Genomic DNA, 26,790 nt, shown 5'->3' on the forward strand with positions numbered 1-26,790 from the left:
AAGTCAATCGAGCGAGACTGCGCTCGATCGGTGGTGCTAGTTGGCGCCGGGAATCGCTACAGCCGAGCCCATGGACTGCGGGTCAGGGCCGAAGTTGGCGATCTTCCACTCGCCGTCCAGCCGCACCACCGTCACTTTGAGCACCATCACCTGTGTGGATCGCTCCGGCTGCTGGGCCGTCGACGTGGTCTGGTTGGCTACGACGATCATGTCCCACGGTTGCCCCGGCGGTGGGGGATTGGCGATGTCGCCAGTGAACAACGTGTGGACCACTTTTCCGCTCGCATGCATGCGCAACTGCTGCTGGAGTTCGATGATCAGCTGGCCCGCCCCGTCTGGTTTGGTCGAGAAGGTGTCGCCGAAGGTCGCGGTAGCACCGACCGCGAGATCCTTGACATAGTCCTCCGAGCGGTTGTAGTCGATCGTGATCGCCTTATTGGTGTATGCCTCGGCGGCCTTGCGGGCGGCGTTCAGGTCCTCTGTCGACGACCGCAACTTGGCGACGGCATTATCGCGCTCAGCGAGAGCATCCGAACGCGATTGGAACGCCCAGCCGCCCACGCCAACCACGATTGCGAGCACGAGCACAACTACTGCCGCCACCCGTACCCGCTTGTCTCGGAGCGACACCCGGGAACGTCGACGACGGGAACCGACATCGGGCGTTTTGTCCGCCCGCGCCTGTTTCTCGTCCGAGTCCGCTTCGCCCGCGCTGGATTTGCCCCCTGTTTTGTCCCCTTTATTGTCCCCTGTTGCGTCCCCGGTTTTGTCCCCTGTTGCGTCCCCTGTTGCGATAGATGTCGTGTCATGTCCGGAGGTATTCGGTTCCGTATTGTCCATGGCCTCAGTCGATTGTTCATCGGCCGCAGCCGCCAGCGTGGCCCGCGTGTCGTCGGCTGACTCGCCTCGGTCCGACTGTTCGCCGACTTCGTTGTGCGGTTCACTATCTCGTTCGTTCATATGTCTGGCTCCTTGATTGTTCGTATCGCCGTCCACCGGCTTCGGTTGTCGGTCCTCCTCACTTGACGGTCAGCCGCACGCGCGCAGGTCCGCCGCCGGGGAAAGCTTGGGCCCACATGTCGGCGAAGGCGCCGACGTTGACGCGAATACCTCGCAATTGCGCTGTCACCGGAGTGAGAGTCGCCGAAAGCGCACCGATGCCCGGCATCATGCGATCGAGTTCCTCGTAGAGCGTGTTCAGTAGCGGCGTCACCATGGTGAACGGGTCGATTTCAAGCGCCAGGCCAGCCAGCTTTCCCAGCTGTCGGATCAGTCCACCCAGTGCGGGCGCGAGACGATCCACGACCGGTGCGACCTTCTTGATCTCCTGCGTGGCACCGGCACCGGCAAGACGCTGGTCGAGAAGCTGGCCGCCGCGATACAGGTCGGCGATATTCCCCCGCTTGTCCTTCAGTGTTTCGGCCATGAGAGCGGCGATCACCCTGGTTCTGTCCAGCGTTCCCTGATCGCGGGTGATCTCGACCATCAGATCCCCGAGCCGCCGGATCGCATCGGGGTTGACCATCTCGCCGAGCCGGGCGATCTTCGCGGTGACGTCACCAGCGGTCGCCATCGGAATTACCTGGCTTGCCTTAATCCGCGAACCCGACGTCAAGTAGGGACCGCCAGAGTTGGCGGGCCGCAGATCCAGGTACTGTTCGCCGGCCGCGGACAGGTTGCGCACCGAGATCGCGGTCGAAGCCGGTATCTCCCGGTCGGCGTCAATCTCCAGCTCGACGCTCAACATGTCTGAGTGCGCAGTGATTGACCGCACCTTGCCGACCTGCAGGCCGAACAGGGTCACCGGCGAGGTGTCCATCAGGCCCGCGGACTTGTCCATCTCCGCGACCACAGTGAAGGTCTTCTTCGACGGGTTGACGTCGAGCACCGCGAACATCACGTATCCGGCGCACAGGGCGCCGATCGTGATCAACGTCATTATCGAGATAAGTCCTCTAAGCACTTCTCACACCATCCCGATCGCACGCAGAAAGTTGGTAAGTACCACCGCGCGACCACCCGCGTCGCGGGCCCGCACCACGTTGACAGTGCCCTGCCCAGAGAGAAACGGACCGATCTTCTTAGAGAGAAGGGTGCCAATCAGGTCACTGTTGCTGGCGATCGACCGATCCAGCTCGCCGAGAGTGGCCAGCATCGGATCGAGGGTGGACACCACCGCTTTGAGATCCCGATAAGTTGGCTGCGTCAACAGCGCGCCGCCCGGCTTGGTCAATTGGCGTAGATCAGCGATCAGGTCGACGATGACCAGGAACAACTCTTGAAGTTTCTTAAACCGATCGGGCCCCAGACGCAAACCGCGATCGATGACGCCGACCTTGTCGGTCAGACTCTGGAGGATGCCCGATCCGTCCTGGATGAGATCATTCATCACCTGGGTGGAGCCACCGAGGTCGACGACCTGTTTGGTGGCATTGCGAACCATTTCGGATAGTTCGCGTTTATCACCGGGGAAAGCCGCGTTCGTTTCCCGTATTAGCTTCTGCAGTTTCGTTATGGTGCCGCCATTGATGAGCTGCCCGACACTGAGGAAGACCGTCTCCACATTGTCCGGCGGCGAGGTTTGGCTCATCGGTATCTTCGATCCCTCCCGCAGCGTCTCGCCTCGAGAACCATTCTGGGGTGGAGACGTGAGCGCGATGTAGAGATCGCCGAGCAGGGTGCTCTGCCGGAGTTCGGCGCGCGTGGCCACTGGAAGATGCACTGATTTCAGGATGCCGACGGTGGCGGTCGCGGATTGCTTGTCGAGCCGGACGCTTTCGAGTCGGCCCACCTGCGAACCGTCGGCTAGCACCCTAGCGCCGCCCGGAAGGTTCAGGACGCTGGAGAATTCGATTTCCACCCGGTAGGTCTCGCCGGAGATCCCGTCGGGTACTGGAATGGATTCCATCGTCGTCGAGCACCCGGTCACCGCGGTGAGCAGTGTTATCAACGCAACCACGGCCGCGCGCCGCACCCGCGTACTCACCGCGGACCACCCATCATCATCTGCACAAGACCGACATTGGCGGAGTCTTTGACACAGCCTTGCGGGCGGCCTAGCGCGGCGCACAGACCAGTGAGGTCGGACCTACTCAGGTCGAAGGACGGTGGCTTCCAGAGAACCCGCAGTGCCCCGGTCTTCTTGTCGAAGATTTGGTCGGTCGCAGTCGCGAGGCCCGGCAGTTTGGCGACGATGTCGGCCAGACTGGTCGCGTGGGGCGCCAACGCCTTCACCCACGGACCGAGGTTCTTGAGAATCACGATCAATCGATCGCCCAGCTGATCGGCGAATCGAGCCAACGGAGGCAAAAAGTCGATCGCCGTCACTAGCCCATCCCGGAACTCCTCGGAGAAATATGTGAAGGCGAGCACCGCGTTGTTGACGCTGCCGATCAACGTGTCCACTTCGTCCCAGCGCTCGTTGAACTGGTTGGTCATCGTCTCGGAGTTCTCCAACAGACGTCGAAGGATGGCGTCGGTCTCGGGCGCGTTTCCCTGAAGCTTCACGAAGTCGCGCATCAACCCGTTGATCTGCTTACCTCGGCCCGCCGTGGCTTTGTCAGCCGCGTCTACCAGTTCGCCGATCTCGTTGGTCAGCTTCTTCTCGCTGCCGTTACCCACGTCTGTGCCGAGGATGCCGCCCAGCAGGTTGTTACTGGCGGTGAACGTGTCGCTGATACCGCGCGGTGTCCTGGTCCGACTCTGCGGAATGCACTCGTCCTTCGACAGCATCGGACCCTTGGTGTAGGCCCGGTCGAACTCCACTCGACGGTCGGTCACGATCGAGTTGTCGATGACCACCGCACCGACGCCGGCGGGCAGCGCTACGTCGCGATCGACGTCGAGGATCATCCGGACCCCACCGTCGCGTGGAGTGATGCTGTTGATCTTGCCGACTCCCACCCCCATCAAGCTGACCGTGTTTCCGGCGTAAACGCCGACCGCATCGGTGAAATCGGCACACACCTGCCGACGGTCCCCGATTACCCCGTTCCGATTGAGGTACCAGCCGCCCGACGCCCCGGCGATCACGGCGAGCACCAGGACGATGCCGCCGGCCCGCGCCATCCACGCCCCGTTCGACCTACTCTTAGCAGCCACGCTCAACACCTCTTCGCCGCATTAGGGACACATACGCGCAGGCCACGCGCCTTCTGCGCGGACTGATCGATCGTCGCGCCGTTCGCGGAGAGCGACTTTCGTAACCGCTCGAGCACACCGTCGAGGTTCTGCAGGATGTCACCGATCGAGTCGACGTTCGGGCGCAGCCGCTCCAGCAACTTCGACCCCTCGACGACGGCCTTCTCGAATCCAGCCTCGTAGATAGTGGTGATTCGCTTGATCACCGCGAAGAATCGGCCGAGTTCGTTGAACACCCGACGCACCTGGTCATAGCGGGGCCCCAGACCGACCCCGAGATCGGCCAAGCTCTTCACGAGGTTCATCAGGATCGTGCGGTCCTTGGTGGTCGCACTGAGGTACTCATCGGAGACCTTGAGCGCTCCTTGCAGGCGTACGGCGCGCTGGCCGAGCTCGTCAAGCAAATGTGCGGCCGAGTTCACGATCTGTCCGATCGCGTTCGTATCTCCGGTCATCGTCTTTCGCGCGGCCGTCAGCACCTCGCGCAGTTTGCTGCCGTCGAGCTGTTCGACCTTGGGTGTGGCCGTCTCGATGATCGCGCTCATGTCATAGGTGCCGGTGACCCGTGAAGCGGGGATAACCGCGTCTCCCAACGCCCGCGTCCCTTTGGGGGCGACCATCAGATATCGCCCGCCGACCGGTGTCAGCATCTTGACGGCGATGCTGGTCTCGTCGCCGAGTCGAACGTCCCGCTGGACACTGAACTTGACCGCGACGCGGTCGCCGGCGATTCGCACGTCGTCGACCCGCCCCACCGTGATTCCAGCGACGCGGACCTGATCGCCGGTGCGCACGCCGGAAGAGTTTCCGAACTCGGCCCGATATCCGACGTTCCCCGGCGGCCGCAGATAGATCACGCCCAACGTGATCGTCACGACTATCACCACCACCACGGCGCAGATCCCCAAGAAGATCTCATCGCGCCGATGCTCCTCGGGTGTGCGCAGGCGCCCGGTGCCGAGGAGATCCTGGGCACGTTCGACAAGAGCTTCGCGGTTCAGTTGCATACGATCACATCCTTTCCGCCGATCAGGACCTGAACGGTGTCGGCGAGGTTGATTCGACCGTTGGCACAGACCAAATCCTTGGGTTCGCTGGGTACCGCCGGCAGGGCCTTGTTGAGCTTCTCCAGCAGCCCGGGGATCGCCGCCACCGCTGCCAGGATCTGCGGGGTCGCAGGTACCACCCGATTGGCCATCGCGAGGAGAGCCGGCGCGTTGTTGTCGAATGCGCCAAATAGCGTCTCGAGAATGTCGACGAACTGCGGCAGCACACCGTCGGCGTAGTCCAGCGATTCCTGAACGGCCCCCATCTGCGTGGTTAGCCGCATGATCGCGGCATTGAGGTTCGAGACCAGTTGAGCAACCCGTTCGGACCGTCCGCCGATCTGCTTGGCCAGCCGGTTCAGGTTCTCGACCATCAGCACCATCACCTGATCGCGATTCTTCGCGAATCCGGCAATCTTGGCGACGGACTCCAAGACTGGCGCCATTCCGGCGCCGTCGCCCTGGAGTACAAGTCCCAAGTTTTCGGCGAACTTGTTCAGGTCGCCGGGATCGAGGTCCCCGATGAGGGGCACCACGTTACTGAACACCTCGGTGACGTCGAAGGCTGAAATGGTGCGGTCGGTCTGGATCACGTCGGCGCTGTTCTGTCGGCCGCGGGCTCCATCGACTCGGATCATCTCGAGATAGCGCTGACCGACCAGATTCTGGTAACGGATCGCGAACTGCGAGTTGTCGTCGGGAGCATGCTCGGACTGAACCGTGAACTCGACTTTGGCCAACGTTCCGTCGACCGACACCGAATCCACCTTTCCGACCGCGACGCCGGCGAGCCGGACCGAGCTGCCCGTGTACAGACCCGAAGCGTCGTTGAAAACAGCCGAATAGGTGCGCTGCTCGCCGCCGACCGGTGCCACCATCGTGCGGCCGATCACGTACATAGCCGCACAGACGATGATTGAGAAGACGATGATGCACACGAACGCCGTTTTGAATCGAGTCATCGGTCGGTCCGCTCCTTGTAGATCAAGGCGGGGCCGACCACCTGAGGCGCATGAGCGAGCAGTAGCTCGATGTTCAACCGAACCCGCCCGTCTCGACCGACGGTAAAGGCGTCGGAGGTGCCGGTGATCAGGGAACCCAGGCGGTTGTAGGCGTCCGGGATAGTGCCCAGCGATACAACGGCGGGGGTGAGGACATCGAGCAAGAGATGGATCAGGCTCGTGAGCGACTTCTGGTTCCGGTCCAGTGTTCCGCCGATGCCCAGTACCAGCTTCTTCGACAGGTCGTGGATTGCCGTTTTGGCTCCCTTGAACATGCGCGGGTCGTCCATGAATCCCGATTGGTCGATGGCGAAGTCGACGGTGTCGAGCACCGGCACGACAAGCGGGCGCACGCCGTCGACCAGCTCGGATAGATGCTTGAGCAGATCCGACAGGGGGACCACCTGATCCCGGGTCAGTTCGGCCGCGGTCGGCAGAACCTCCTGGAGGAGGCGTACATACGGATCCGAGTCGTTCGACAGGCGCTCGATCGCCTCGTAGACCTCGGGATCACCGATTACCGACGTCAGCTTTCCGGCCTGGTTGAGCACGCTGGTGAGCGTGCCCAGTGCAGTCCCGGTTTGCACGTTGAGGACCCGATCATCCTCCAGCCGCGCTCCGCGAACCGGCCCCGGGACGAACTCGATGTCGGTCGCGGTGAAGATACTCGCGGCGGTGTAGATCGGGACGACATCGGTGGTCAGCGCGCGCGCTTGTTCCGGGTCGATGGACAGTTTCACTCGCTGCTGCCCCGACGGGGTGACCGTGACGTCGTCGACCTTGCCGATTCGCAGGGTCCGGAACCGGACGTCGGTTCCCGTCTTCAGTCCGTCACCGATCCGATCGGACACGAGCGTGACGGTGAACTGTTTGCTGAAGCCACCACGGGTCCAGTAGGTGAAAATAGAACCGACTAGCACCGTGACGAGCAGAACGACGATGCCGATCTGCGCGAGTTGGGTTGGCTCGGGCTCACGGCCAGACGGGTCTTTATACAGTGCCATCGATTACCCCGTAATCCGCACGCCCGAGTCGAAGCCCCAGAAGAGCAGCGTCATCACCATGTCCAGGGAAACGACCACGACGAGGCTGGCACGAATCGCCCGGCCGGCGGCCACTCCGACGCCCTCGGGCCCGCCGACCGCGTAGAAGCCCTGGTAGCCGTGGATCAGCACGACGGCGATAGCGAAGACAACCGCCTTGATGATCGAGAACACGATGTCCCAGTTGCCGATGAACGACGAGAAATAGTGTCCATAGGTGCCACTGGACTGCCCGTGCACCACCGACACCATCACTTCACAGGTCAGATAGGCGATGACCAGGGTCATCAGGTACAGCGGAAGGATCGATACGACACTGGCGATGATCCTGGTAGTGATCACCAATGGGATCGGACGGATCGCGAAACCTTCGAGTGCGTCGAGCTCCTCCGTCATCCGCATGGCGCCGACCTCTGCGGTGATACGACAGCCCACCTGGGCCGCGAACCCGATCGCGGCGATCAGCGGACCGAGTTCACGAGTGGTCGCGAATGCGGAAATCACGCCGGTGAGCGGACCCATATTCACCATGTCCAGGAGCGAGAAGCCCTGGATGGCGATAGTGCCGCCCATCGCCATACCCATAAACGCCAGCACGCCGAGCATGCCACCGCCGACGATGATCGATCCCTTCCCGAAAACGACCGCGGAGATATGGGACAGGATGTGGCGCCGGTAGTGGGTCAACGCGAACGGGATCGCGCGCAGGCTGAGATAGACGAACCGCGCCTGATGCCCGACCATCGCCGCGGCGGTAGCCGGCATGGTGAGGGTCGACCTAGTTGAAGCCCAGATGCCGCCGAGCTTTAGCGGCAAGTACGGAGCGGCCATCAGACGATCGCCCTGGACGGGAAGAACAACGTCGTCAACTGCGTGAGTGCCAGGTTGAGGCCGAATGCGGCGACGACTCCGATGACGACAGCCGCATTGACCGAATCAGCGACCGCCTTGGCTCCGTGCTTAGTCGACAGGCCGCGCTGACACGCGACGACGGCCACCGTGAAGCCGAAGATAATTGCCTTGACCACGGCGATCGCTACATCAGTGAGGGACGAGAATGAGGCGAACGACGATAGGTAAGAACCAGGCGTGACATCCATGAAGAGGATTGAGATGAAGTAGCCGGTGGTGATGCCCATGACGACTGCGAGGAAGCAGATAAGTGGCGCGACGAAGACCATGGCCACCACCCTCGGGACCACCAATCGGCGAATCGGGTCAATTCCCATCGTGCGAAGTGCGTCTATTTCTTCGCGAATCACGCGAGCTCCGAGGTCGGCGGCGACCGCTGCCCCCGCAGCACCGCCCAAGAGCAACGCCGAAACCATTGGGGCACCCTGCTGGATCACGCCGAGCCCGCCGGCGGCGCCGGAGATGCTCGTGGCGCCGACCTGTTGGGTAAGACTTCCGACCTGTGCGGCGACGATAACCCCGAACGGTATCGCGACCAGCACCGTCGGGGTGGCGGTAACCGTGACGATGAACCACGACTGCTTGATGCATTCTCGCCAGGAGAACCGGCCGCTGATTATGTCGGTCACCGCGTAGATGACAGAGCCGACAGCCAGTTGAATCGAGCGTCCGAACGTCGCCATCGAGTCGACGACCGTTCGCGTGACGTACCCCCGCACGCGGCCCGACGCGGTGTCGAGCCACTTCCACTCGGCCTCCCGCGGCGCTGGTATGGCATCTCCGGTCGTCCCGGTTTGATCGACGTCATTCCGCATAGTCATGTGTGAGCCTCCTCTCAGTTACCGATCGGTAGCCTAGCAGACTGACGTCTCAGTCGCCTCAGGCAATCTGAATAGCAAGGTTCCGCGACTCGCCGTTTCGCCCTGTCCGGGCAGCAATATGACGCCGGCTCGCATTGCGAGACGGTACGCCGACAGACGGCTGTGCTGCGCCTTCGCATCGCGATCGACCATGCCGTCACCATCGATCGGAGTGATGTGTCAATATTGGGTGCGGATCAAAGATTCCACGCGACCGCTGCACTCCCGAGCGGACATGCGGTATCGAGAGGCAGAAGATGGCAACACGGCAAGGCCCGAACGCTGACGATCAGGAACGCGGCCGCATTCGTCGTGGCGGAAAGGTGGGCGGGGTCGCCGCCCGACACGCAATGAGATCAGCCGCGGGCGCTGTCAAAGCGCCTTTCCAGACCGATGAGGTCGCTGACGCTGCTCGCACGGCCACGATGCTGAAACTTGCCGACGACATTGTCTTGGTGGCAGGCGGGATGCGAGGTGCAGCACACAAGCTCGGCCAATTGATCGGAATGCTCGATCTGGGATTACCGAGTCCGCAGGCGCGTGACGCATTTCACAATCGTCTGCAACCCCTATTCGCATCCGCGCCGCCGTGGGATGACGCGCAGATGCGAGCCGTCGTGGAGAAGTCGCTCGGGAAGCGTGCCCAACAGATCTCGCCGCTCGAAGACGCGATCGCGGCCGCCTCGATCGGCCAGGTCTACCGCGCGACGCTGTCTGACGGCAGGACCGTCGCGGTGAAGGTGAAGTACCCCGGAATCGACTGGATGGTGCGTGCGGATCTGCGGAACCTCACGCTTCTGGTCCGCGTGCTCGGCAAGTACGTATCGGCGGCGAATATCGAGGAGATCGCGGCCGAGGTGACCGAGCAGATCTCTCGCGAACTCGATTTCGGACGAGAGTTGGCAAATCAGAGCGAGTTCGCCGAACGCTACCGCGATCACCCGGTCTTTCGGATACCAGCGCCGGTGCCTGAATTGTGCAGCGACGAGGTCATGGTGACCGAATTCCTCGACGGCGCACCGTTCGCCCAGGCTCTGACATGGACGTCCGACCGGCGGAATGTGCTCGGCGAGGCGATCTACCGGTTCTACTGCGGGGAGATGTACCGGACGGGAAGGTTCTGCGGAGACCCCCACCCTGGCAATGTCCTCCTTCTGGCCGACGGAAAGGTCGGCTTCGTGGACTTCGGACTCTGTGTAGAACTAACACCCGACGAATTGGAAACTGAGCGGGCGGTGTTCCGGGCGCTCCTGGATGGGGATGTCGATACCGCGTTTCGGATCGCGATAGACGGAGGTTTCATCGTCGACACCGATTCGGTCGGCGCTGGCGAGTTCGGTGAGTACCTGAGAGCGGTTATCGGCTGGCACCTCACCCCCGAAGCGGTAACGATCACGCCCGACCAGGCATCGGCGGCGGCGGCCGCGGCGATGTTGCCCAGCGGCGGGCACATGGCGGGGATGGGGTCCCAGCGCTTGCTTCAGGCGCATACCTTCGGTCGCCGAAACGAACTGGCGACCTGCTCGATGCTCGGGCGGCTCGGCGCGACGGCCGAGTGGTCGGCGATCGCGCGGGAAAGCCTCGGCATGAGCGGACCTGCCACGTCGATGGGCGAAAGCGTGGCGGCGTGGCTCGCGGAGACAGTGTGACGGCGCGGTAGACGTGTCGGCGAGACCCACGTTGTCACCCGTCAGAACCGCAGAATGATACATCAGTCAATTTAACACCGACAGGAGCGAAGTGGGGCATGAGTGAGATTGCGATAGACCGAGTATCGGCGGAGTGGACGCATGATGGCACGAGCGTGATGGCCGCGTTGGCGTCAGTCGGTGCCCGACTGTTCGTCAAGCCAGTCATCGCGCTGTGGGCACGGCATCCAGATTTCCCATGGCCGTATGGCTTGTTCGATCTGCTCGCCGGTGTCCTACCGGCGGTCTCGGGAATCGATCGGACGCGGGTTCGGTTGCCGAACTGCACAGCCGAGCGACAGCGTCCAGCCGACTATCGTCCGGGGGACGAGGAACCACGCGCGATACTGTACTTGCACGGCGGGGCCTTCCTCGTCGGCGGCATTCGCAGCCACCGCCGTCTAGTCTCCCGCCTCGTTCGCACGACAGGCATTCCCTCGCTCGCGGTGAACTACCGAAAACTGCCGAAGCATCCAATCAGTACGGCACTGGAAGATGCGATGGACGGATTGCGGTACCTGATCGACTCGGGCGTTGCTCCGCACAACATCGCTGTCGTGGGCGACTCGGCGGGCGCCTATCTGGCAGTCAGCCTCGCACTGGAAGCACGACGCGGACAGATCGGCCAACTCGGCGCCGTCGGCTGCATCTCGCCGATCCTCGATCTCGACCCGACCACCAAACTCGCCCAACCTGATCCCGATCGCGACCCCCTGTTTCCGCCCTCAGCCCTCATCACCATGTGGGAACTGGCCCAAGCCGCTGAGCAACACAAGGACGGTATTGACAGTCTCCGAACCGCGGCACTGGCCACGGCAAGCGATCTAGCCGCCATGCCGCCATTGCTCATCCAGATCGGCAGCGGAGAGATTCTCCGTCCGGACTCGGACAGACTGGTTGCGCTGAGTTCGGAAGGCGGCGGGCAGGCGCGGATCGAGATCTACAACGGTCAAATCCACGTCTTTTCAGCCGGTGCTGACGTCATCCCCGAGGGACGGATCGCACTGGACCGCCTGAGTTCGCACATTAGGCGTAGTCTCCTCGACACCAAACACGAACGCGTTGCCTGACCGGGTCAATTTTGTAACGGCCTACGCTGATCGCGGTGTAGCCGCGGCGAATGCATCCAGCGATTCGACGTCGGCGTCGCCGTGATCGCTGCAGGCGTAGGTGAAGCAGAACGGCGCCAGGACGCCGATGCAGTCTTGGTACACCATCCGGCCGGGCGGATGGTGTAGGAGCAATCCACCGCCACGCACTGAACGCCTCGCTTGGGGAGACTTAGTCCAGTCCGTGTTCGTCGCAGTCACGTAACGGCCGAAATCTAAACCGACACGCAAGGCGCCGCCCATCGACGTTCGCCACTTGCGCGGGGCGGCTAGTCACCACGTCCAGCGCCCGCAACGCATCTGCGCAGTGCTCAGTGAGTTCAATTCTTCGAGGCATTCGGTTCCAACTCTCAATAGGTTTTAGCCACGAGTGCCTCCGCCTCAGACAAGAATGCGGTTGAAAATTCAGATGTTGACAGTATGCAGGACCATGCATACGGTCGGGTACTAACCAGATAGTTACCCCCGGAACGCCGGGCGCGGCTAGCTGGTCTCCCCACTGTGGGGGTCCTGTTCAATCGTCTAAGGAGTCCGCAATGAAGGCAGTAGTGATGACAGGTGCCGGCAATCCCTGGGAGGTGCACGAGGTGCCGACTCCCGAGGTGCAACCGGGACAGGTGCTGGTCAAGGTGCATGCGTCGGGCATGTGTTACACCGATGCTTGGGCGACTCAGGGGTACGGGGGTGACTTGTTTCCCCAAACGCCCGGACACGAGATCGTCGGGGAAATCGTCGAAGTCGGGCCCGGCGTGCATGGCCGCCAGGTCGGCGACCGGGTGGGGGCGACGTGGGTGCAGTCCTCGTGTCGCAGATGTAAGTACTGCCTGGAGAATCGCCCACTTACTGGCCAGACAGCAATGAACTGCGTCGATGCGCGCCTATCGGGCTTTACCTCGCAAGGTGGACACGCAGAGTACATTGCTCTGTCCTCAGAGGGCACGGTCTTGCTCCCGGAAGGTTTGAGCTACATCAATGCCGCGCCGATGATGTGTGCCGGTTACACCACTTGGGGTGGAATTAGGGATGCGGCTCCGTTGCCGAATGACAAGATTGCCATTGTGGGGATCGGCGGGCTCGGGCACGTTGCAATCCAGCTAGCTAAAGCCTCGGGGTTTGAGACCATCGCAGTCACCCACTCGCCCGATAAGCACGAACTGGCCACCCAGCTGGGCGCGGATCAGGTTTTCAGTAATGGTGACGAGCTCAAGGAAGCCGGCGGCGCCGATGTGTTGTTGGCCTGCACCAACGCATTTGATGCAGTGGAAAAGGCTATGACCGGGTTGCGCCCCGATGGGCGAGTGGTCTTGTGCGGACTCGATTTCAACCACCCGTTCAGCATTTCCTCCGAAGGCACCCCGTTCCACATGATGCGTCAACAGGTGATCGGTTCCACCCACGGCGGCCAGCACATCCTCAGCGAAGTCCTCGACCTGGCTGCGAACAAGGGAGTCGAACCGATTGTCGAGACCTTCTCGCTCGATCAAGCAGCCGAAGCCTACAGTCGCCTGACCTCTGGTGACCTGCGATTCCGGGGAGTGTTCACGCCGAGCGCGTGAGCACCTGCCCGTTGTAGTAGTTCGTCGCAGACGGCCGCCGCCACCGCGATTTGGTCGGTGGCGGCCGTCTGCGAATCTGCTGGTGCCCAACTCTTGCGCGATTAGAGACCTCGCGGCGAATTCCTTTACGGGTCGCATCGAAAAAGGGTCGCATCGAAACCTTTGGGTTTTGTTACTCGGCAACGACAATGGAGAACTAAATGCGTGAATCGCAACACCTGTATATCAACGGAGTTTGGACCGCGCCTGTCGACAGCAGCACCATCCAGGAGCTGACCGACCCGGCCACCGGAAAACCGAGTGGAAGGATCACGCTGGGCGGCACTGCCGATGTCGACCGCGCCGTCGCGGCCGCGCGTGAAGCGTTCCCAGGTTTTAGTTCCACGACGGTCGCCGAGCGCATCGCCATCCTCGACAGGGTTGGTGCTGAGTACGCCCGCCGTGCTGAGGATATGGCGCAGGCTGTGACCGCCGAACTGGGATCACCCATCGAACTGTCGCGCAATCTGCACGTCCGCTCAGCTCACACTCAGTTTCGTAGTGCTGCCGAGGCACTGAGCAGAATCGACATGTCTGAGCAGCGCGGCACAACGTCGGTACGACGGGAGCCAATCGGCGTGTGCGCGCTGATCACTCCATGGAACTATCCCGCTCTGCAACCTGCTGGCAAGGTGGCGTCGGCTCTCGCTGCAGGATGCACAGTAGTACTAAAACCAGCTCAACTGAGTCCGTATTCGGCACTGATTCTCACAGAAATCCTCGACGACGCCGGAGTCCCGGACGGCGTGTTCAACCTGCTGCTAGGGCGGGGATCAACGGTCGGTGACGCCCTCAACGCACACCCGGACGTCGACATGATCTCGTTCACCGGCTCCGGCCCTGTTGCAGAAGGTGTATCGGCGGCCGCAGCACCCTCGGCGAAGCGCTTGGTGACAGAGCTCGGAGGGAAGTCGCCTCAGATCGTGCTGCCCGACGCCGACATGAACGTCGCTGTAGAGACGGCCGTGACGTACTGTCTGGGCAACTCCGGGCAAACGTGCGGTGCTGCCTCACGCACTTTGGTACCTCGCGAGCGTCTCGAAGAGTTCCTAGCGGCACTAGTTGCACGCATCGACGAATTACAGATCGGTGATCCGCACGCAGAGGACACGTTTATGGGCCCAGTTGTTTCCGCCGACCAATGGGAGACGGTCCAGGGCTACATACGGCAGGGCATCGCTGCGGGAGCCCGGCTGGTCATCGGCGGGCTCGGAAAGCCAGGTCTACCCGAGCCACTACAGGGCGGCCACTTCGTCCGACCCACCGTATTCGCTGACGTCACCAACGACATGACCATCGCCCGAGAAGAAATATTCGGTCCGGTCGTGTCCGTGATCGCCTACGACACAGTCGACGATGCGATCCGTATCGCCAATGACTCACCCTACGGGTTGTGTGGTTACGTCACGAGCGCAGACTTGGGGCGAGCCCGTGCAGTCGCTGAGCAGATGCGTACCGGATACGTGCTCATCAACGACGCCCAGTTTGACTTCACTACGTCATGGGGTGGATACAAACAATCTGGCAACGGCCGCGAGTGGGGCGAGTTCGGTATCAGCGAATACCTCGAAACCAAATCTATCGTCGGTCTCACTGGCTGATTCGATACACGACCACGGTGGGCCGTTGTGCTGATTGTCCAGTCAACCCACTCCACTACAGCTTCCACGTAGTGATTCCTCAGGACATACGTGGACCGGGGCGCTGTTGGACATGACTAGGGCTTTAGACGCCAAAGGCGCCATCGCGTAACGGCAAGAATTCTCGATATGTGCACCTGCAAGTGTCATGTGGGCCCGACTGAATCGCCTAAGCGCCTGCGGACCTTGACGATGCGGAAAGCGTATGCTGTCACTATCCAGATAGTTACCCACCCTTAGCAGCTCACTCTCGGCGAAAGGAAGTGATGGTGTGCAGAATGGTTGATGTCGAAGCTCGGACCGGTAATGGGGTAGCTCCGTTCGCGATGCCGGCAATCGCGTTCGCCTCGCTCTTTGGCTTCCGCTTTGTAAGCGATGAGACGGTCTCAGACGTTCGGGGAGAGCTTATTGCGGTTGCCGCACTCGCAGGTGCCGCTTCGCTGATCGGGACGCGACACATTTCCAGAACAGTCGCCGTATTTGGCAGACCAGCCGCATCCACTCTTGTGATCGCCGACATAGTGATCGCGGCGGGAGCCGCTATTGGCGTTGTGGACGTCTACCGGCACCGCGCGCCCTACCTAGTTGGTTGGTTCATCGATGTGGCGGCACTGGGATGGGTCGGCGCGGCCGTTATGGCGGCTCGCGCTTGGCGGTTGGGCCAGCGGTGAGAGTCCGAAGGCGGCGTACGTGCTGGCCATAGGGCGGTAGCACCTCACGTGGTTTCTGGCGGGCTCGGGTCCGTGGTGGTAGCCACATTAGCTGCGTTACATGGCGAGTCGGCACGGTCCCAGGGAGCCTCGGAGTCGATCCACTGACACTGGCGATTAGCGAGTCCCGAGTACACAACGTATTTCCCAGAAAGGCCTAGCGAATGTCCGTAGAACACGTCGCGGCCATACAGATTGCGGTCGGAAACTCCACGATCACCGGGATCTATGAGCAACCCCTCGGCGATATCAACATGCTGATTGATGCCAGCGCAGACCAAGTGCGCCAAATTGATTGGCTAGCACCACATTACGCAACCGCCGAAGGTGAACTCGTCGGTAACATCCAGTCCTTCCTCGTCCACCACGAGGGCACGACAATTCTGGTGGACACCTGTGTCGGCAACGACAAGGAAGTGACCGTCGTAGAGGGCTGGAACAACCTGCACTCACCGTATCCGGAACGACTCCGCGAGCAAGTGACTCCGGACAAGGTCGACTACGTATTGTGCACGCACCTACACGTCGATCATGTGGGCTGGCAGACCCGATGGGACGGGACGAATTGGCAAGTGATGTTCCCCAACGCGCGCCACATTTTCAGCAGGCGCGAGTTCGACCACTGGAGAGCCCTGCTGGACGATCCCACCCAGTTGGATCGAGACCCCAGCAACCACCGCGACGCGCTCCTTCAGTCTTTCGAGCACACCCAACGCCGCGTATTCACGCAGTCCATCCAACCTGTGGTCGACGCAGAACTTGTTGACCTGGTCGACCCGCCCTACGACGTCGTCCCCGGCGTACGCATGCTCCCCACCCCTGGCCACACCCCTGGTCACATCAGCGTTGAGATCGTCAGCGAGGGCAGGCGCGCCATCGTCACCGGCGATATGTTCCACCACCCGTACCAGCTCGCGCGACCAGACAACGTCGCCGTGCCTGACTCTGATTCGGTGCAGGCGCTTGCCTCCCGACGTGCACTGCTAACTGAATTAGTCGGGACTGACACGCTGCTAGTCGGTACACATTTCGCCGAACCGTGGGCAGGCGTGGTCGTGGCGGACGGCGACACTTACAGATTCGAGGCGCCCAGCTGAGCCCAAGCCGCGCGGCGGTGCCAGTGTGGCACTAGTAGTCCATGCCTTACGACGGTGCAATGAGTTTGCGAGTGGCAATAGCAAGTGCAGCCGGTATTGTTCGCACGTCTCGCATGCCCCTGTCAATGGCGAGGGTGCGCAGTGACTGCGACGAGTTGGCCCAAGCGGTGGCTAGGGCCAATATTTGCGCTAACAGTACTTCGGCTCGAATGGCGGGTTCAACGAGTCCCTGGTGTTGGGCCCGCGAAATTGCCTCTATCTTGGGTCGATAGGCATCGACCTCAGCTTCTGCAGCATGAGATCGTTCCAACACGGCCCAATTTGATAGTCGAAGCACATCGGGATTTGCTTCGAGATAGTCGTAGAGATTGGCTGCGTAGCCCGGCAGATCAGTCTCCGTAAACGGAACGCGTTCGGCCATAGTAGCTAACGCTCTAGCTACCACTAGGTCGAACAGCGCGTCTTTGTTGCCGAAATGCACGTAGATGAGTCGTTTGTTGCTATGGGCCCGCTCAGCGATGCGATCGACCCTGGCCCCCGCCAAACCGTACTGGGCGAATTCGACGTGCGCGGCACCCAGCAAGCGCTGTTTTGTGGCGGAGGCATTAGGTGGCACGGAGTAACTGTACCCGCTGTACCTGCACCTACCGGCAACTAACCAGCCGTCGAACCTGCGGCTAGGTCGCCGCCGACCGGCACGCACTGAGATCTGCCGCGCGCGGTCAAAGGGCCGTTTCAGACCAACGAGGTCACCGTCTGGGGGGCGGAGAAACCGCGCGCGATCTTGTACTTGCACGGCGGGCCTTCCTCGTCGGCGGCATTCGCAGTCACCGCCGTCTACAACGGTCAAATCCACGTCTTTTCAGCCGGTGCGACGTCATCCCCGAGGGACGGATCGCCCTGGTTCGCACATCGTCCGCAGTCTCCTCGACACCAAAGACAAACGCGTTGCCTAACCGACGTCGCCCATTAGTCTCGTCCTACGGCGTCAGCACAGCCACCGCCGACGGCAACACCTCGAAGGTCGCGGGCAGCGAGCCGATCACGTCACCGTCCACCGACACCAAAGCCGTTGGCTGCGAACTGATTTCGATCTTGGCGCCGCGCAAGGTCTGTACCAACGGATGTTCGACGTGAGTTCCTTTGAAGACACGCGGGAAGATCCGCGCGACGGTGATCCGGCCGAATCGCCGTTGATACGACGCCAGCGTCACATCCAACTCGCCATCGGTAAGCGAAGCACCGGGGGTGATGAGCATGCCGCCACCGTAGGAGCGGGTGTTGCCAACCGCAGCAAAGACCACATCACCGTCGACCTTGAGCTCACCATTGACGACGATCCGGTACCGCCGCGAACTCAACCCCACTAGTTCGCGAAGAGCGGCCAACGTGTACCTGGCCTGTCCGCGTGGCCACGCCATCGACACTGCCCGTGCGGTGACCTCGGCGTCGAAACCCGTTGCGGCAACGGTTACGAACGTGGTCGTCACGCCGTCGCCGAGGCTCACCCGCCCGAGGTCGATCTTCGTCGTTCGGCCGCTGGCGATCACCGAAACTGCCTCTGGCACATCGTCAATCGGGACGTTCAACGCCCGCGCCAGATCGTTTCCGGTACCGGCGGGAATCACCCCGACCGGCTTCGTGCCGCCGGCCTCCAGTGCAGCGTCCACCGCTAAACGAATACTGCCGTCACCACCGATGGCGACGAGCGCGTCGACATCGCTTCGTTCACAGGCTTCGACGGCAAGCCGTTCGGCATCGGCGGCGTCGGACCCGGTGAGCACTTCGACCCTCACGCCCAGCGTGGCGAATGCCTCCTGGGCTTGCGCGGCGACGGCCGCCCCGTGTCCGTGCCGCGAGTGTGGATTGACCAGCAGCGCAACCTGTTTGATAGCTGTCATCAGATCAGTTTGCCGGGATTGCATACCCCGGCGGGGTCGAATACTCGTTTCACCGCGGCGAGTGCTGCGACTCCGAGTTCGCCGTCCTCCTGCGCGAGCCAGGGTTTATGGTCCACTCCGATCGCATGGTGGTGAGTGATCGACGCACCGGCATCGATGATCGCCTGCGACACAGCCTTTTTAGCTGCCGACCACTGCGCGATCGCATCGCCTTCCTGCCGATAGACGACGGTGAAATACAACGATGCACCGGCGGCATAGGTATGGGAGATGTGGCACATCACGACCGTCGGCTCGGGGAGAGAAGCGGTCAATGCCGTTGTAACGGCCGCCTTTACGTCGTCAACCTTCGACCAGACCGTTGCGGTCTCCAATGTTTCGCAACCAACTCCGATATCCAGCAGCGCGTCGCGGAGGTACGGCGCGTTGAAGCGCCCATGCTCCCAGGTTCGCGCGGGCATCTCGCCACCGCTGAGTCCTCCTGCCGCGGCGAAGATTTCGCGCGCAACAGTCATCCGCGCCGCGACGGCGGCGGGGGAGCCCTCAAAGGTGGTGATTGCCAGGCAACCTCCCGAAGGGAGCGCATCGTCAGCTTGTTGTTCACCAATTTCGCTGGGGCGGGCCAGATTCAGTGCGGTCTCCGCCTCGTCGGACAGTCGCAGGACCGTCGGCATCACACCTTCTTGGGCGAGTTTGCGAAACGCGTCCGCTCCGGCGTCGAAGGAGTCGAACCGCCACGCCTCGTAGCCGGTGGTTTCGGGCACTGAATGCACGCGTACCGACACCTGCGTGACGATGCCGAACGTCCCTTCCGAACCCATGATGAGCTGCCGCAGGTCGGGGCCGGCGGCAGACTTCTGCGCCCGCCCGACGGTCAGTACACCCGATGGCGAGACCAATGTCAGCTCGACGACCATGTCGTCGAAACGGCCGTACCCCGCCGACGCCTGGCCCGACGATCGCGTTACCGCGAACCCGCCGATGGTGGCGAATCGAAAACTCTGCGGGAAGTGACCGAGCGAGAATCCCCGCTCCGCGAGCGCGGCCTCAGCCGCCGGACCGGTGACACCGGCGCCGAACGTCGCGATACCGGATACTTCATCGAGCGCGATCAACGAGTCGAGCCTGCACAGATCGACGCTGAGCACCGCGCGAAGATCGCCGGCAAGGGGATCGAGCCCGCCGACGACGCTCGTCCCGCCGCCAAACGGCACGACGGCTACGCGATTGGCCGAACACCACTGCAGCAATTGTCCGACGACGTCGCCATCGGCGGGCAGTGCCACGGCGTCGGGCGCATCCTGCGCGGCTAGCCGGCGACGGAGCAAATCCAACGTCGACTTTCCACCGGCGCGTGGCAGACGGTCCGCGTCAGCGGTCGAGATCCATTGCGCTCCAACGATCCCGGCAATCGCCTCCACGTCGGCCGCACTCAACCGCGACGGCGTCAACTCGACGTCGGCGGCACTCACCTGCGCCGACGGCTCACCCGACACACCCAGCATGCCGCGTATCAGTGTCGACACCGATTCCGATAGCGGCGCGGCCGACTCGGGGTCACCCCAGGCATTCCACTTCATCGGCGGCTGTGGAAATTGAGCGGCGCGATCTGTCGTCATGAGCTACAGTGTTACACATAATGTCAATCCGTAACGACTATTCTCGTAATCCCAGTTCAGAGGTCGACGAGATCGCCCACCGCGTTCTCGACGCGGCCCGGACGGCGGTGCTACGACATCAGGGCAGGCGGGTCACTCTCGCCGAAGTAGCTCGCGAGGCCGGCGTCAGCCGCCCGACGGTCTATCGCCGCTGGCCCGACATGGACACTCTGCTGCGCGACCTGATGACCCGCGAAGTCGGCCGGATCGTCGCCGCCGTCACCGAAACCACTCCGCTGCACACCGGCCCGCGATTCGACGCGACTATCGATCAAGTCGTGCGTATCGCGGCGGCCATGCGCGACGACGAGCTATTCGCGGTGTTGTGGACCGCACGCTCAGACTTCATGACGCCCTACGTCTTCGACCGTCTCGGCGAGAGTCAGCGTGGCCTGCTCCGACTGCTCGCCGATGGGATTTCCGACGGTCAGCGCGACGGACATATCCGGGCCGGCGATCCCGACAAACTCGCCGCGATGGTTCTACTGATCACGCAATCGGCGGTGCAGTCGCGGCCGCTGGTGGAACCGATCCTCGGCGATGACTGGACTATCGAACTTCATCACGCGCTGTCGGCCTATCTGAAACCGGAGAACTCTTGATGTCTGCCTTGACCGCACAGCGACGCCGCGCGGACCTACAAACACTGGCCGATCGCCGCGAACCACTCGACGTTCTCGTGATCGGCGGCGGCGTAACCGGTTGCGGCGCAGCGCTCGACGCCGCATCACGCGGTCTTTCAGTGGCACTGGTGGAAGCGCATGACCTCGCGTTCGGAACATCGCGCTGGAGCAGCAAACTGGTCCATGGTGGTTTGCGGTACCTGGCCTCGGCCAGCGTCGGAATCGCGTACGAAAGCGCGATCGAACGTCATCACCTTATGACAACCATTGCGCCCCATCTTGTTTCACCACTGCGTCAGGTGGTACCCGACTTTGGTGAACGCCGCACAAAGCAGTTGGTATGGACGGGATTCCGTGCGGGGGACGCACTGCGACGAGTCGCGCGCACCCCAAAGTCGGTGCTCCCGGGACCCGGCAACCTGAGTGTCGAGGAGATGGCGACGGTCACGCCGACCGTTGCTCGCGCCGGGTTACGCGGCGGCGTCGGCACATACGACGGGCAGCTCATCGACGACGCGCGGCTAGTCGTCGGAATTGCCCGCACCGCAGCGGCTTTCGGTGCCCATATCTGCACCTACACCAAAGCCAGTAAGGTTTCTGGCGCCGGCGCGACACTCACTGACTCGCTGACCGGCGAGAGTTTCGACATCTCCGCGCGCAGCGTCATCAACGCGACGGGCGTGTGGGCGGGCGACGTCGATTCGACGCTCACCATTCGGCCGAGCCGCGGAACCCACCTCGTGTTCGACGCCGCCGCCTTCGGCAATCCGACCGCGGCACTGACGGTTCCGGTCGCCGGCTCAATCAGCCGGTTCGTCTTCGCGATGCCAGAACAACTCGGCCGGGTATACCTGGGACTTACCGACGTCGACGCACCGGGAGCGATCCCCGACGTTCCCGACGCCGACGACGAGGAGATCGACTTTCTGCTCGATACGGTGAATGTCGCTCTGCGACAACCGCTTACCCGCTCCGATATTCGCGGCACCTATTCGGGTCTTCGTCCACTCATCGACGGCGCGGGCGGCGACGGAGGCTCACTGGCCGACGTGTCCCGTAAACATGCTGTGCGGGTGAATGATTCGACGTTGGTCAGCATCGTAGGCGGCAAGCTCACCACCTACCGCCGAATGGCACAGGATGCCGTCGACGCCGCGGTGAAAGCGGCTGGGCTGCAATCTGGTTCGTGTATCACCACGTCGACGCCGTTGATCGGCGCCACCGGCGGCGCCGTGCGACGCGGCCTGCCCGCATCGTTGGTCGCACGATTCGGCACCGAGTCGGCACGGGTGCTCGATAGCGCGTCCATTCCCGACGCCACGGCATCTATCGCCAACGGCATAGATGTCACCCGCGCCGAAGTCGAGTACGCAGTGACCCACGAGGGCGCTCTGAGTGCCGACGATGTCATTGAACGCCGGACGAGGATCGGTTTGGTTCCCGACGATGCGGCGCGGGTAAGGCAGGCGGTCGAGGACGTCGTCGCAGCCGCCTCTTGACTTTCCTACTAGGAAAGTGACACGCTACTTTCCAACAAGGAAAGTGAGGAAGCCATGTCAGATCTCGATCACAACCAGGCGCAAGACGCGCTCGATGCCGCTGCGCGCGCACAACGATCGGTGGCCGGCCAAGTCGGCCTGCCGCGTATGTACTGGTGGGCGTTGGCCGCGGGTTGGCTCGCCCTGGGGGTACTCGGCGACTTCGCACCGTCGTGGGTGACCACGGTCGCGACAATCGCCTTCGCCTTCGGCCATTCGGTCGTCGCGTCAACGCTGCTCGACGGGCGCCGTCGAACTTCGCGACTACAGGTCAGCCGGGATGTCGCGGGCAAGCGAATCCCACTGGCGGTCATCGCGGTACTGCTCGCGATGACGGCACTGACCATCGCGCTCGGATTCGGCCTCAACGCCGACGGGGCCAGTCATGCGGGCACCTGGGCTGCGCTGACGGTCGCGGCCATCGTCGGCTTCGGCGGCCCAGAAATCCTTTCCGGCACAAGACGTTTGGTGCACGCATGACACCCGATGGCTTTGACGAACTGATCCATCCGAGTACGCGACTGTCGTTGATGGCCACCCTCGCCGCCGCCGACTGGGCCGAGTTCGCCTATCTCAAGGAGCAACTCGGACTGTCGGATTCGGCTCTCTCCAAACAACTTTCGACGCTGGAGGACGCCGGATACCTGACCACTGATCGGCAGGCCACCGGGCGTCGTCGAACGGTGCGGGCGCAGCTGACCGATCGTGGACGAAACGCGTTCGCCGGGCATATGGCTGCGCTGCAGGCCATTGTGGCGCAGAGTCTCGCCAAGTAGAACGTGTTACAGTTCTGAGATGGGACAGTTCACCCGAGCCGAGATCGAAGCCGAATTTCAGCTTTTCGAGGGCCGCGCGAATTCTGCTGCGCAGACACATGATTGGGACCCGTGGGCCGAGCAGTTCGCCGTCGACGCGCTCTATGTGGAGCATGCGATGGGCACGTTCCACGGACGCGAGGAGATCCGTCCGTGGATCAAGAAGACAATGGGTCGATTTCCGGGCAATCATATGGTCGCCTTCCCCTCGCTGTGGCACGTGATCGATGAGGACACCGCACGAGTTATCTACGAGATCGACAATCCGCTCCGCGACCCGGGCGACGGCTCGGTCCATTCGGCCACGAATCTCACCATCCTCACCTACGCCGGCGAAGGGCAGTGGGCGAAGGAAGAGGATATCTACAATCCGATGAAGTTCCTCGCCTCGGCCAAAGGGTGGTGTGAGCGGGCAAGAGAGTTGGGAACGATCACCGACGAGGCGGCCGCGTGGTACGCGCAGATGGGAAAGTACTAACACGCATCAACCACCCAATTGTGCACACTCGCTCTTGCTGAACCCAGCTGTCCACAGATCTTCGCGGGATTTTCCCGGATAGGCCGAAAAGTGCACTTCGCGCTATTACTGTCGTCGCATGACCCGGGGGGATAACGGTGATGGCCGTACAGATGAACAACTACTCAACGCACATATTGCTGGCGATACCGATGCCTTCGCCAGGCTGATCGAGCGACATCAACCCCGACTTCTCGCGATCGCCTATCGCACCACCAACAACCCCGAAGACGCACACGACGCTTTACAGGAAGCTCTGTTGAGCGCCCATTGCATGGCGACGCACTACCGGGCCGAAGCCAAGGTGATCTCGTGGCTGCACCGCATCGTCGTGAATGCATGCCTCGACCGAATCCGTCGGAATAAGAGCCATCGGACCATTCCGATTCCCGAGTTCGACATTTTGCCGCTCGCCGACCCACATGACCACACCACCGAAGTCGACCTAGCCGTGTCCGTCGGCCGCGCCCTCGACCTTCTGCCGCCCGACCAGCGAGCTGCCGTGGTCGCCGTCGACGTCGAAGGACTGCCGGTCCATGAGGCTGCCAGACGTCTCGGAGTGCCAGCGGGAACCATCAAAAGTCGCTGTGCGCGAGGACGTTTGAAGCTCGCGACACTTCTCGGCCATCTCCAGGAACCAGTCTGAGACACGTCGTAAAGTAATAGAACCTGACCGACCCATCCCATGAAGTCGACGAAAGCATGGCAATGACCCCACCGGCACGCGGCAGAACCGAGCCTGGGTCTATCAGTCCACCCGAACCGCCCTATCCACCGGAACTTCTGGCCGACCTGCACGCCGATGTCCTGCCGCCCGACGTCGCCACTCACATCAGGGCGCGTATCGCCGACGATCCGGTAGCGCGGGAAACTCTCGCCTCCCTCGACCGAACCCAGCTGCTATTGCGTGAGTTACCGGTCGTCGAGCATGAGGTGCGACCGGCGGTTCGCGCCGCGACCGATCGGACCCTCGCCACTGTCGCCGCCGACGTCGCTGACCGAAATCACCGAGTCGCGGGCCCGCATCGCCGGATTTCCCTGGTCGCGACCGCGGCGTCGGTACTGGTCGTCGCGGCGCTGGCGCTGAGCATCTGGCAAATCACCCGGCCCGACGCGGCGACCCCGCCCGACGTCGGCTCCGATATCACCCTCAGCTCCAACGAAACTATCGCCAGCTTGGCGTTGCTGGGGCGAGTCTCGGGTGCACCGTTCGCCGACACTCGGGCACTTCGCAGGTGCACCGCGGCAAACGGTGTTCCCGAGTCGACCGCGATCGTCGGTTACGGACCGGTCCAGGTCCGTCAGCGGACCGCCGTCATGATTCTGTTGGCCACCGGCATCGCCGGAAGATTCGACGTTCTGCTAGTCGGAGCGGGATGTGACACGGGCACCCCGACCACCATCGCCAGATCAACGATCGGTGCCTGATCAAGCCGGTCCCACCGGCCGGGAACAACTATCTCTACCCTTATGTTGAATTAGCCGAATAACACGCCAGGTAACCCGGAGGACCAATTGACCGACACCGACCAGATCCACGACATCATCATCATCGGATCGGGCCCCGCTGGTTACACCGCAGCCGTCTACGCGGCCCGCGCTGAGCTGTCTCCGGTTGTATTCGAGGGCACCCAATTCGGCGGCGCGTTGATGACCACCACCGAGGTGGAGAACTTCCCCGGCTTCCAGTCCGGCATCCAAGGCCCGGCACTCATGGACGAGATGCGCGAGCAAGCGCTCCGATTTGGCGCTGACCTGCGCATGGAAGACGTCGACGCGGTCCGCCTGACCGGCGAGATCAAAGAAGTAGAGGTAGACGGTGAAGTGCACCGTGCCCGCGCGGTGATTCTCGCGATGGGCGCCGCTGCCCGATACCTCGATGTCCCCGGCGAACAAGACCTGCTCGGCCGCGGCGTCTCCGCCTGCGCTACCTGCGACGGCTTCTTCTTCAAAGACCAAGACATCGCCGTTATCGGCGGCGGCGACTCCGCGATGGAAGAGGCAACCTTCCTAACGAAATTCGCCCGCAAGGTCTACCTGGTCCACCGGCGCGAGGAGTTCCGCTCCTCGCGGATCATGCTGGACCGCGCCCGTGACAACGAGAAGATCGAGTTCATCACAAACGCCGCGGTCGAATCGGTACACGGGGAGACCGGCGTCACCAGTCTCACACTGCGTAAGACCGACGTCGCCGACGAAACGGCAACCCTCGACGTCACCGGCATGTTCGTCGCGATCGGCCACGATCCGCGCAGCGAACTCGTACGCGACCAGGTCGAGCTCGACGCCGAGGGTTATGTACAGGTTCAGGGCCGCACCACCTATACGTCGCTGCCGGGCGTCTTCGCCGCGGGCGATCTGGTCGACCACACCTATCGTCAGGCGATCACCGCCGCGGGCAGCGGCTGTGCCGCCGCCATCGACGCCGAGCGCTGGCTCGCCGACCAAAAGCATGCCGCGCCCGTCGCCGCTGCCTCCGCTTCTTAACACCATCATCTAGGGAGATCCCATGGGTAACAACACAATTGCCACCACCGATGCCACCTTCAAGGCCGATGTCATCGAGTCCGGTAAGCCGGTTCTCGTCGACTTCTGGGCAACCTGGTGCGGACCATGCAAGATGGTCGCACCTGTTCTCGAAGAAATCGCCGGCGACTACGCGGACAAGTTGACCATCGCCAAACTCGACGTCGATGAGAATCCGACGACCGCCCGCGACTTCCAGGTCATGTCGATTCCGACGCTGATCCTGTTCGAGAACGGGAAGGCGACCAAAACCATCGTTGGCGCCAAGGGTAAAGCTGCCCTGCTGCGCGAGCTCGGTAGCGTCGTCGAAGGGTAGTCGCCCAAGGTCGTGGCCTGGGTAAAGTCGACGAGATGATGCGATAACTCACGAT

28 protein-coding genes are annotated in these 26,790 nt (G+C 62.4%); 15 read left to right on the forward strand and 13 right to left on the reverse strand.

Features of this window, described 5'->3' with window-relative positions; all coding sequences use genetic code 11:
- Nucleotides 1-36: 36 nt before the first annotated feature.
- Genes GOEFS_RS03915 through GOEFS_RS03955 form a run of 9 tightly spaced genes read right to left on the reverse strand, consistent with a single transcriptional unit; the run spans nucleotide 37 to nucleotide 8,963 of the window.
- Nucleotides 37-960 carry a hypothetical protein gene (locus tag GOEFS_RS03915; protein WP_007316577.1) on the reverse strand — a complete coding sequence of 308 codons (924 nt, stop codon included), beginning with the start codon at nucleotides 958-960 and terminating at the stop codon, nucleotides 37-39.
- A gap of 58 nt (nucleotides 961-1,018) precedes the next feature.
- Nucleotides 1,019-1,939: an MlaD family protein gene (locus GOEFS_RS22310; protein ID WP_007316578.1), complete on the reverse strand. Its 921-nt coding sequence runs from the start codon at nucleotides 1,937-1,939 to the stop codon at nucleotides 1,019-1,021.
- A 27-nt stretch (nucleotides 1,940-1,966) separates the two neighbouring features.
- Nucleotides 1,967-2,986 carry an MlaD family protein gene (locus GOEFS_RS03925; RefSeq protein WP_007316579.1) on the reverse strand — a complete coding sequence of 340 codons (1,020 nt, stop codon included), beginning with the start codon at nucleotides 2,984-2,986 and terminating at the stop codon, nucleotides 1,967-1,969.
- The gene (locus GOEFS_RS22315) at nucleotides 2,983-4,101 is read right to left on the reverse strand and encodes an MlaD family protein (protein WP_007316580.1); all 1,119 of its coding nucleotides are present in this window, start codon (nucleotides 4,099-4,101) and stop codon (nucleotides 2,983-2,985) included. The genes GOEFS_RS03925 and GOEFS_RS22315 overlap by 4 nt, the downstream gene beginning before the upstream one ends.
- A gap of 2 nt (nucleotides 4,102-4,103) precedes the next feature.
- Nucleotides 4,104-5,147, reverse strand: a complete 1,044-nt coding sequence (locus GOEFS_RS03935) for an MlaD family protein (RefSeq protein ID WP_007316581.1) — start codon at nucleotides 5,145-5,147, stop codon at nucleotides 4,104-4,106.
- Nucleotides 5,138-6,148, reverse strand: a complete 1,011-nt coding sequence (locus GOEFS_RS03940) for an MlaD family protein (protein ID WP_007316582.1) — start codon at nucleotides 6,146-6,148, stop codon at nucleotides 5,138-5,140. The genes GOEFS_RS03935 and GOEFS_RS03940 overlap by 10 nt, the downstream gene beginning before the upstream one ends.
- Nucleotides 6,145-7,191: an MlaD family protein gene (locus GOEFS_RS03945; RefSeq protein ID WP_007316583.1), complete on the reverse strand. Its 1,047-nt coding sequence runs from the start codon at nucleotides 7,189-7,191 to the stop codon at nucleotides 6,145-6,147. The genes GOEFS_RS03940 and GOEFS_RS03945 overlap by 4 nt, the downstream gene beginning before the upstream one ends.
- Before the next feature lie 3 nt (nucleotides 7,192-7,194).
- Entirely contained in the window at nucleotides 7,195-8,061 is an 867-nt protein-coding gene (locus GOEFS_RS03950) for an ABC transporter permease (RefSeq protein WP_007316584.1), read from the reverse strand.
- Nucleotides 8,061-8,963, reverse strand: a complete 903-nt coding sequence (locus tag GOEFS_RS03955) for an MlaE family ABC transporter permease (protein WP_007316585.1) — start codon at nucleotides 8,961-8,963, stop codon at nucleotides 8,061-8,063. Before GOEFS_RS03955 ends, GOEFS_RS03950 begins: the two co-directional genes overlap by 1 nt.
- A 296-nt stretch (nucleotides 8,964-9,259) precedes the next feature.
- On the opposite strand from GOEFS_RS03955, the gene GOEFS_RS03960 reads away from it, so the two are divergent.
- Together GOEFS_RS03960 and GOEFS_RS03965 are read left to right on the forward strand one after the other, a co-directional pair.
- Nucleotides 9,260-10,651, forward strand: a complete 1,392-nt coding sequence (locus GOEFS_RS03960) for an ABC1 kinase family protein (protein WP_050949776.1) — start codon at nucleotides 9,260-9,262, stop codon at nucleotides 10,649-10,651.
- A 98-nt stretch (nucleotides 10,652-10,749) separates the two neighbouring features.
- Nucleotides 10,750-11,760 carry an alpha/beta hydrolase fold domain-containing protein gene (locus tag GOEFS_RS03965; RefSeq protein ID WP_007316587.1) on the forward strand — a complete coding sequence of 337 codons (1,011 nt, stop codon included), beginning with the start codon at nucleotides 10,750-10,752 and terminating at the stop codon, nucleotides 11,758-11,760.
- A 21-nt stretch (nucleotides 11,761-11,781) separates the two neighbouring features.
- Here GOEFS_RS03965 and GOEFS_RS23120 read toward each other — a convergent pair whose 3' ends face one another.
- Entirely contained in the window at nucleotides 11,782-12,000 is a 219-nt protein-coding gene (locus tag GOEFS_RS23120; RefSeq protein ID WP_138917872.1) for a hypothetical protein, read from the reverse strand.
- A gap of 335 nt (nucleotides 12,001-12,335) precedes the next feature.
- Between GOEFS_RS23120 and GOEFS_RS03970 the strand changes: the two genes are divergently transcribed.
- The 4 genes from GOEFS_RS03970 (at nucleotide 12,336) to GOEFS_RS03985 (ending at nucleotide 16,841) form a co-directional block, all read left to right on the forward strand.
- Entirely contained in the window at nucleotides 12,336-13,355 is a 1,020-nt protein-coding gene (locus GOEFS_RS03970) for an alcohol dehydrogenase catalytic domain-containing protein (RefSeq protein ID WP_007316589.1), read from the forward strand.
- Between the two features lie 200 nt (nucleotides 13,356-13,555).
- The gene (locus GOEFS_RS03975; protein WP_007316590.1) at nucleotides 13,556-14,995 is read left to right on the forward strand and encodes an aldehyde dehydrogenase family protein; all 1,440 of its coding nucleotides are present in this window, start codon (nucleotides 13,556-13,558) and stop codon (nucleotides 14,993-14,995) included.
- Between the two features lie 317 nt (nucleotides 14,996-15,312).
- A complete protein-coding gene (locus GOEFS_RS03980) occupies nucleotides 15,313-15,705 on the forward strand; it encodes a hypothetical protein (protein ID WP_040524456.1) in 393 nt (130 codons plus the stop codon).
- Between the two features lie 203 nt (nucleotides 15,706-15,908).
- On the forward strand, nucleotides 15,909-16,841 hold the full coding sequence (locus GOEFS_RS03985; RefSeq protein ID WP_007316592.1) for an MBL fold metallo-hydrolase: 933 nt from the start codon (nucleotides 15,909-15,911) through the stop codon (nucleotides 16,839-16,841).
- Between the two features lie 46 nt (nucleotides 16,842-16,887).
- Here the strand turns inward: GOEFS_RS03985 and GOEFS_RS03990 are convergent, their stop codons facing one another.
- From GOEFS_RS03990 to GOEFS_RS04000, 3 genes are all read right to left on the reverse strand, one after another.
- Nucleotides 16,888-17,457: a TetR/AcrR family transcriptional regulator gene (locus GOEFS_RS03990; RefSeq protein WP_007316593.1), complete on the reverse strand. Its 570-nt coding sequence runs from the start codon at nucleotides 17,455-17,457 to the stop codon at nucleotides 16,888-16,890.
- 364 nt (nucleotides 17,458-17,821) lie between these two features.
- Complete coding sequence (locus GOEFS_RS03995) at nucleotides 17,822-18,742, reverse strand: YegS/Rv2252/BmrU family lipid kinase (RefSeq protein ID WP_007316594.1); 921 nt, start codon at nucleotides 18,740-18,742, stop codon at nucleotides 17,822-17,824.
- Complete coding sequence (locus GOEFS_RS04000; RefSeq protein WP_007316595.1) at nucleotides 18,742-20,322, reverse strand: FAD-binding oxidoreductase; 1,581 nt, start codon at nucleotides 20,320-20,322, stop codon at nucleotides 18,742-18,744. Before GOEFS_RS04000 ends, GOEFS_RS03995 begins: the two co-directional genes overlap by 1 nt.
- A gap of 59 nt (nucleotides 20,323-20,381) precedes the next feature.
- Between GOEFS_RS04000 and GOEFS_RS04005 the strand changes: the two genes are divergently transcribed.
- The 9 genes from GOEFS_RS04005 to trxA all read left to right on the forward strand — a co-directional run bounded on the left by GOEFS_RS04005 (nucleotide 20,382) and on the right by trxA (nucleotide 26,735).
- Nucleotides 20,382-21,002 (forward strand): TetR/AcrR family transcriptional regulator, encoded by a 621-nt coding sequence (locus GOEFS_RS04005; RefSeq protein WP_040524457.1) that lies wholly within the window; start codon nucleotides 20,382-20,384, stop codon nucleotides 21,000-21,002.
- Nucleotides 21,002-22,522: a glycerol-3-phosphate dehydrogenase/oxidase gene (locus GOEFS_RS04010; RefSeq protein ID WP_007316597.1), complete on the forward strand. Its 1,521-nt coding sequence runs from the start codon at nucleotides 21,002-21,004 to the stop codon at nucleotides 22,520-22,522. The genes GOEFS_RS04005 and GOEFS_RS04010 overlap by 1 nt, the downstream gene beginning before the upstream one ends.
- Before the next feature lie 54 nt (nucleotides 22,523-22,576).
- Nucleotides 22,577-23,041, forward strand: coding sequence for a hypothetical protein (locus GOEFS_RS04015; protein ID WP_007316598.1), 465 nt, complete (start codon nucleotides 22,577-22,579; stop codon nucleotides 23,039-23,041).
- Nucleotides 23,038-23,337 carry a winged helix-turn-helix domain-containing protein gene (locus GOEFS_RS04020; RefSeq protein ID WP_007316599.1) on the forward strand — a complete coding sequence of 100 codons (300 nt, stop codon included), beginning with the start codon at nucleotides 23,038-23,040 and terminating at the stop codon, nucleotides 23,335-23,337. The genes GOEFS_RS04015 and GOEFS_RS04020 overlap by 4 nt, the downstream gene beginning before the upstream one ends.
- Before the next feature lie 19 nt (nucleotides 23,338-23,356).
- Nucleotides 23,357-23,854 carry a nuclear transport factor 2 family protein gene (locus tag GOEFS_RS04025; RefSeq protein WP_007316600.1) on the forward strand — a complete coding sequence of 166 codons (498 nt, stop codon included), beginning with the start codon at nucleotides 23,357-23,359 and terminating at the stop codon, nucleotides 23,852-23,854.
- 118 nt (nucleotides 23,855-23,972) lie between these two features.
- Nucleotides 23,973-24,539 (forward strand): RNA polymerase sigma factor SigM, encoded by a 567-nt coding sequence (gene sigM, locus GOEFS_RS04030; RefSeq protein WP_007316601.1) that lies wholly within the window; start codon nucleotides 23,973-23,975, stop codon nucleotides 24,537-24,539.
- Between the two features lie 62 nt (nucleotides 24,540-24,601).
- Nucleotides 24,602-25,321 carry an RsmA family anti-sigma factor gene (locus GOEFS_RS04035; protein ID WP_040524458.1) on the forward strand — a complete coding sequence of 240 codons (720 nt, stop codon included), beginning with the start codon at nucleotides 24,602-24,604 and terminating at the stop codon, nucleotides 25,319-25,321.
- A gap of 87 nt (nucleotides 25,322-25,408) precedes the next feature.
- Nucleotides 25,409-26,380, forward strand: a complete 972-nt coding sequence (trxB, locus tag GOEFS_RS04040) for a thioredoxin-disulfide reductase (protein WP_007316603.1) — start codon at nucleotides 25,409-25,411, stop codon at nucleotides 26,378-26,380.
- Nucleotides 26,381-26,402: 22 nt separating this feature from the next.
- Nucleotides 26,403-26,735: a thioredoxin gene (trxA, locus tag GOEFS_RS04045; protein WP_007316604.1), complete on the forward strand. Its 333-nt coding sequence runs from the start codon at nucleotides 26,403-26,405 to the stop codon at nucleotides 26,733-26,735.
- The last annotated feature ends 55 nt before the right edge of the window (nucleotides 26,736-26,790 follow it).

This window comes from Gordonia effusa NBRC 100432, from assembly GCF_000241305.1.
Lineage (GTDB): Bacteria > Actinomycetota > Actinomycetes > Mycobacteriales > Mycobacteriaceae > Gordonia > Gordonia effusa.

Excerpts from the sequence above, each read along its gene's own strand:
- GOEFS_RS03915 (WP_007316577.1), bottom strand. The coding sequence starts at position 960 with ATGAACGAACGAGATAGTGAACCGCACAACGAAGTCGGCGAACAGTCG.
- GOEFS_RS22310 (WP_007316578.1), bottom strand. The coding sequence starts at position 1,939 with ATGACGTTGATCACGATCGGCGCCCTGTGCGCCGGATACGTGATGTTC.
- GOEFS_RS03935 (WP_007316581.1), bottom strand. The coding sequence starts at position 5,147 with ATGCAACTGAACCGCGAAGCTCTTGTCGAACGTGCCCAGGATCTCCTC.
- GOEFS_RS03940 (WP_007316582.1), bottom strand. The coding sequence starts at position 6,148 with ATGACTCGATTCAAAACGGCGTTCGTGTGCATCATCGTCTTCTCAATC.
- GOEFS_RS03945 (WP_007316583.1), bottom strand. The coding sequence starts at position 7,191 with ATGGCACTGTATAAAGACCCGTCTGGCCGTGAGCCCGAGCCAACCCAA.
- GOEFS_RS03950 (WP_007316584.1), bottom strand. The coding sequence starts at position 8,061 with ATGGCCGCTCCGTACTTGCCGCTAAAGCTCGGCGGCATCTGGGCTTCA.
- GOEFS_RS03955 (WP_007316585.1), bottom strand. The coding sequence starts at position 8,963 with ATGACTATGCGGAATGACGTCGATCAAACCGGGACGACCGGAGATGCC.
- GOEFS_RS03960 (WP_050949776.1), top strand. The coding sequence starts at position 9,260 with ATGGCAACACGGCAAGGCCCGAACGCTGACGATCAGGAACGCGGCCGC.
- GOEFS_RS03965 (WP_007316587.1), top strand. The coding sequence starts at position 10,750 with ATGAGTGAGATTGCGATAGACCGAGTATCGGCGGAGTGGACGCATGAT.
- GOEFS_RS03970 (WP_007316589.1), top strand. The coding sequence starts at position 12,336 with ATGAAGGCAGTAGTGATGACAGGTGCCGGCAATCCCTGGGAGGTGCAC.
- GOEFS_RS03975 (WP_007316590.1), top strand. The coding sequence starts at position 13,556 with ATGCGTGAATCGCAACACCTGTATATCAACGGAGTTTGGACCGCGCCT.
- GOEFS_RS03980 (WP_040524456.1), top strand. The coding sequence starts at position 15,313 with ATGGTTGATGTCGAAGCTCGGACCGGTAATGGGGTAGCTCCGTTCGCG.
- GOEFS_RS03985 (WP_007316592.1), top strand. The coding sequence starts at position 15,909 with ATGTCCGTAGAACACGTCGCGGCCATACAGATTGCGGTCGGAAACTCC.
- GOEFS_RS03995 (WP_007316594.1), bottom strand. The coding sequence starts at position 18,742 with ATGACAGCTATCAAACAGGTTGCGCTGCTGGTCAATCCACACTCGCGG.
- GOEFS_RS04000 (WP_007316595.1), bottom strand. The coding sequence starts at position 20,322 with ATGAAGTGGAATGCCTGGGGTGACCCCGAGTCGGCCGCGCCGCTATCG.
- GOEFS_RS04005 (WP_040524457.1), top strand. The coding sequence starts at position 20,382 with ATGTCAATCCGTAACGACTATTCTCGTAATCCCAGTTCAGAGGTCGAC.
- GOEFS_RS04010 (WP_007316597.1), top strand. The coding sequence starts at position 21,002 with ATGTCTGCCTTGACCGCACAGCGACGCCGCGCGGACCTACAAACACTG.
- GOEFS_RS04015 (WP_007316598.1), top strand. The coding sequence starts at position 22,577 with ATGTCAGATCTCGATCACAACCAGGCGCAAGACGCGCTCGATGCCGCT.
- GOEFS_RS04020 (WP_007316599.1), top strand. The coding sequence starts at position 23,038 with ATGACACCCGATGGCTTTGACGAACTGATCCATCCGAGTACGCGACTG.
- GOEFS_RS04025 (WP_007316600.1), top strand. The coding sequence starts at position 23,357 with ATGGGACAGTTCACCCGAGCCGAGATCGAAGCCGAATTTCAGCTTTTC.
- sigM (WP_007316601.1), top strand. The coding sequence starts at position 23,973 with ATGACCCGGGGGGATAACGGTGATGGCCGTACAGATGAACAACTACTC.
- GOEFS_RS04035 (WP_040524458.1), top strand. The coding sequence starts at position 24,602 with ATGACCCCACCGGCACGCGGCAGAACCGAGCCTGGGTCTATCAGTCCA.
- trxA (WP_007316604.1), top strand. The coding sequence starts at position 26,403 with ATGGGTAACAACACAATTGCCACCACCGATGCCACCTTCAAGGCCGAT.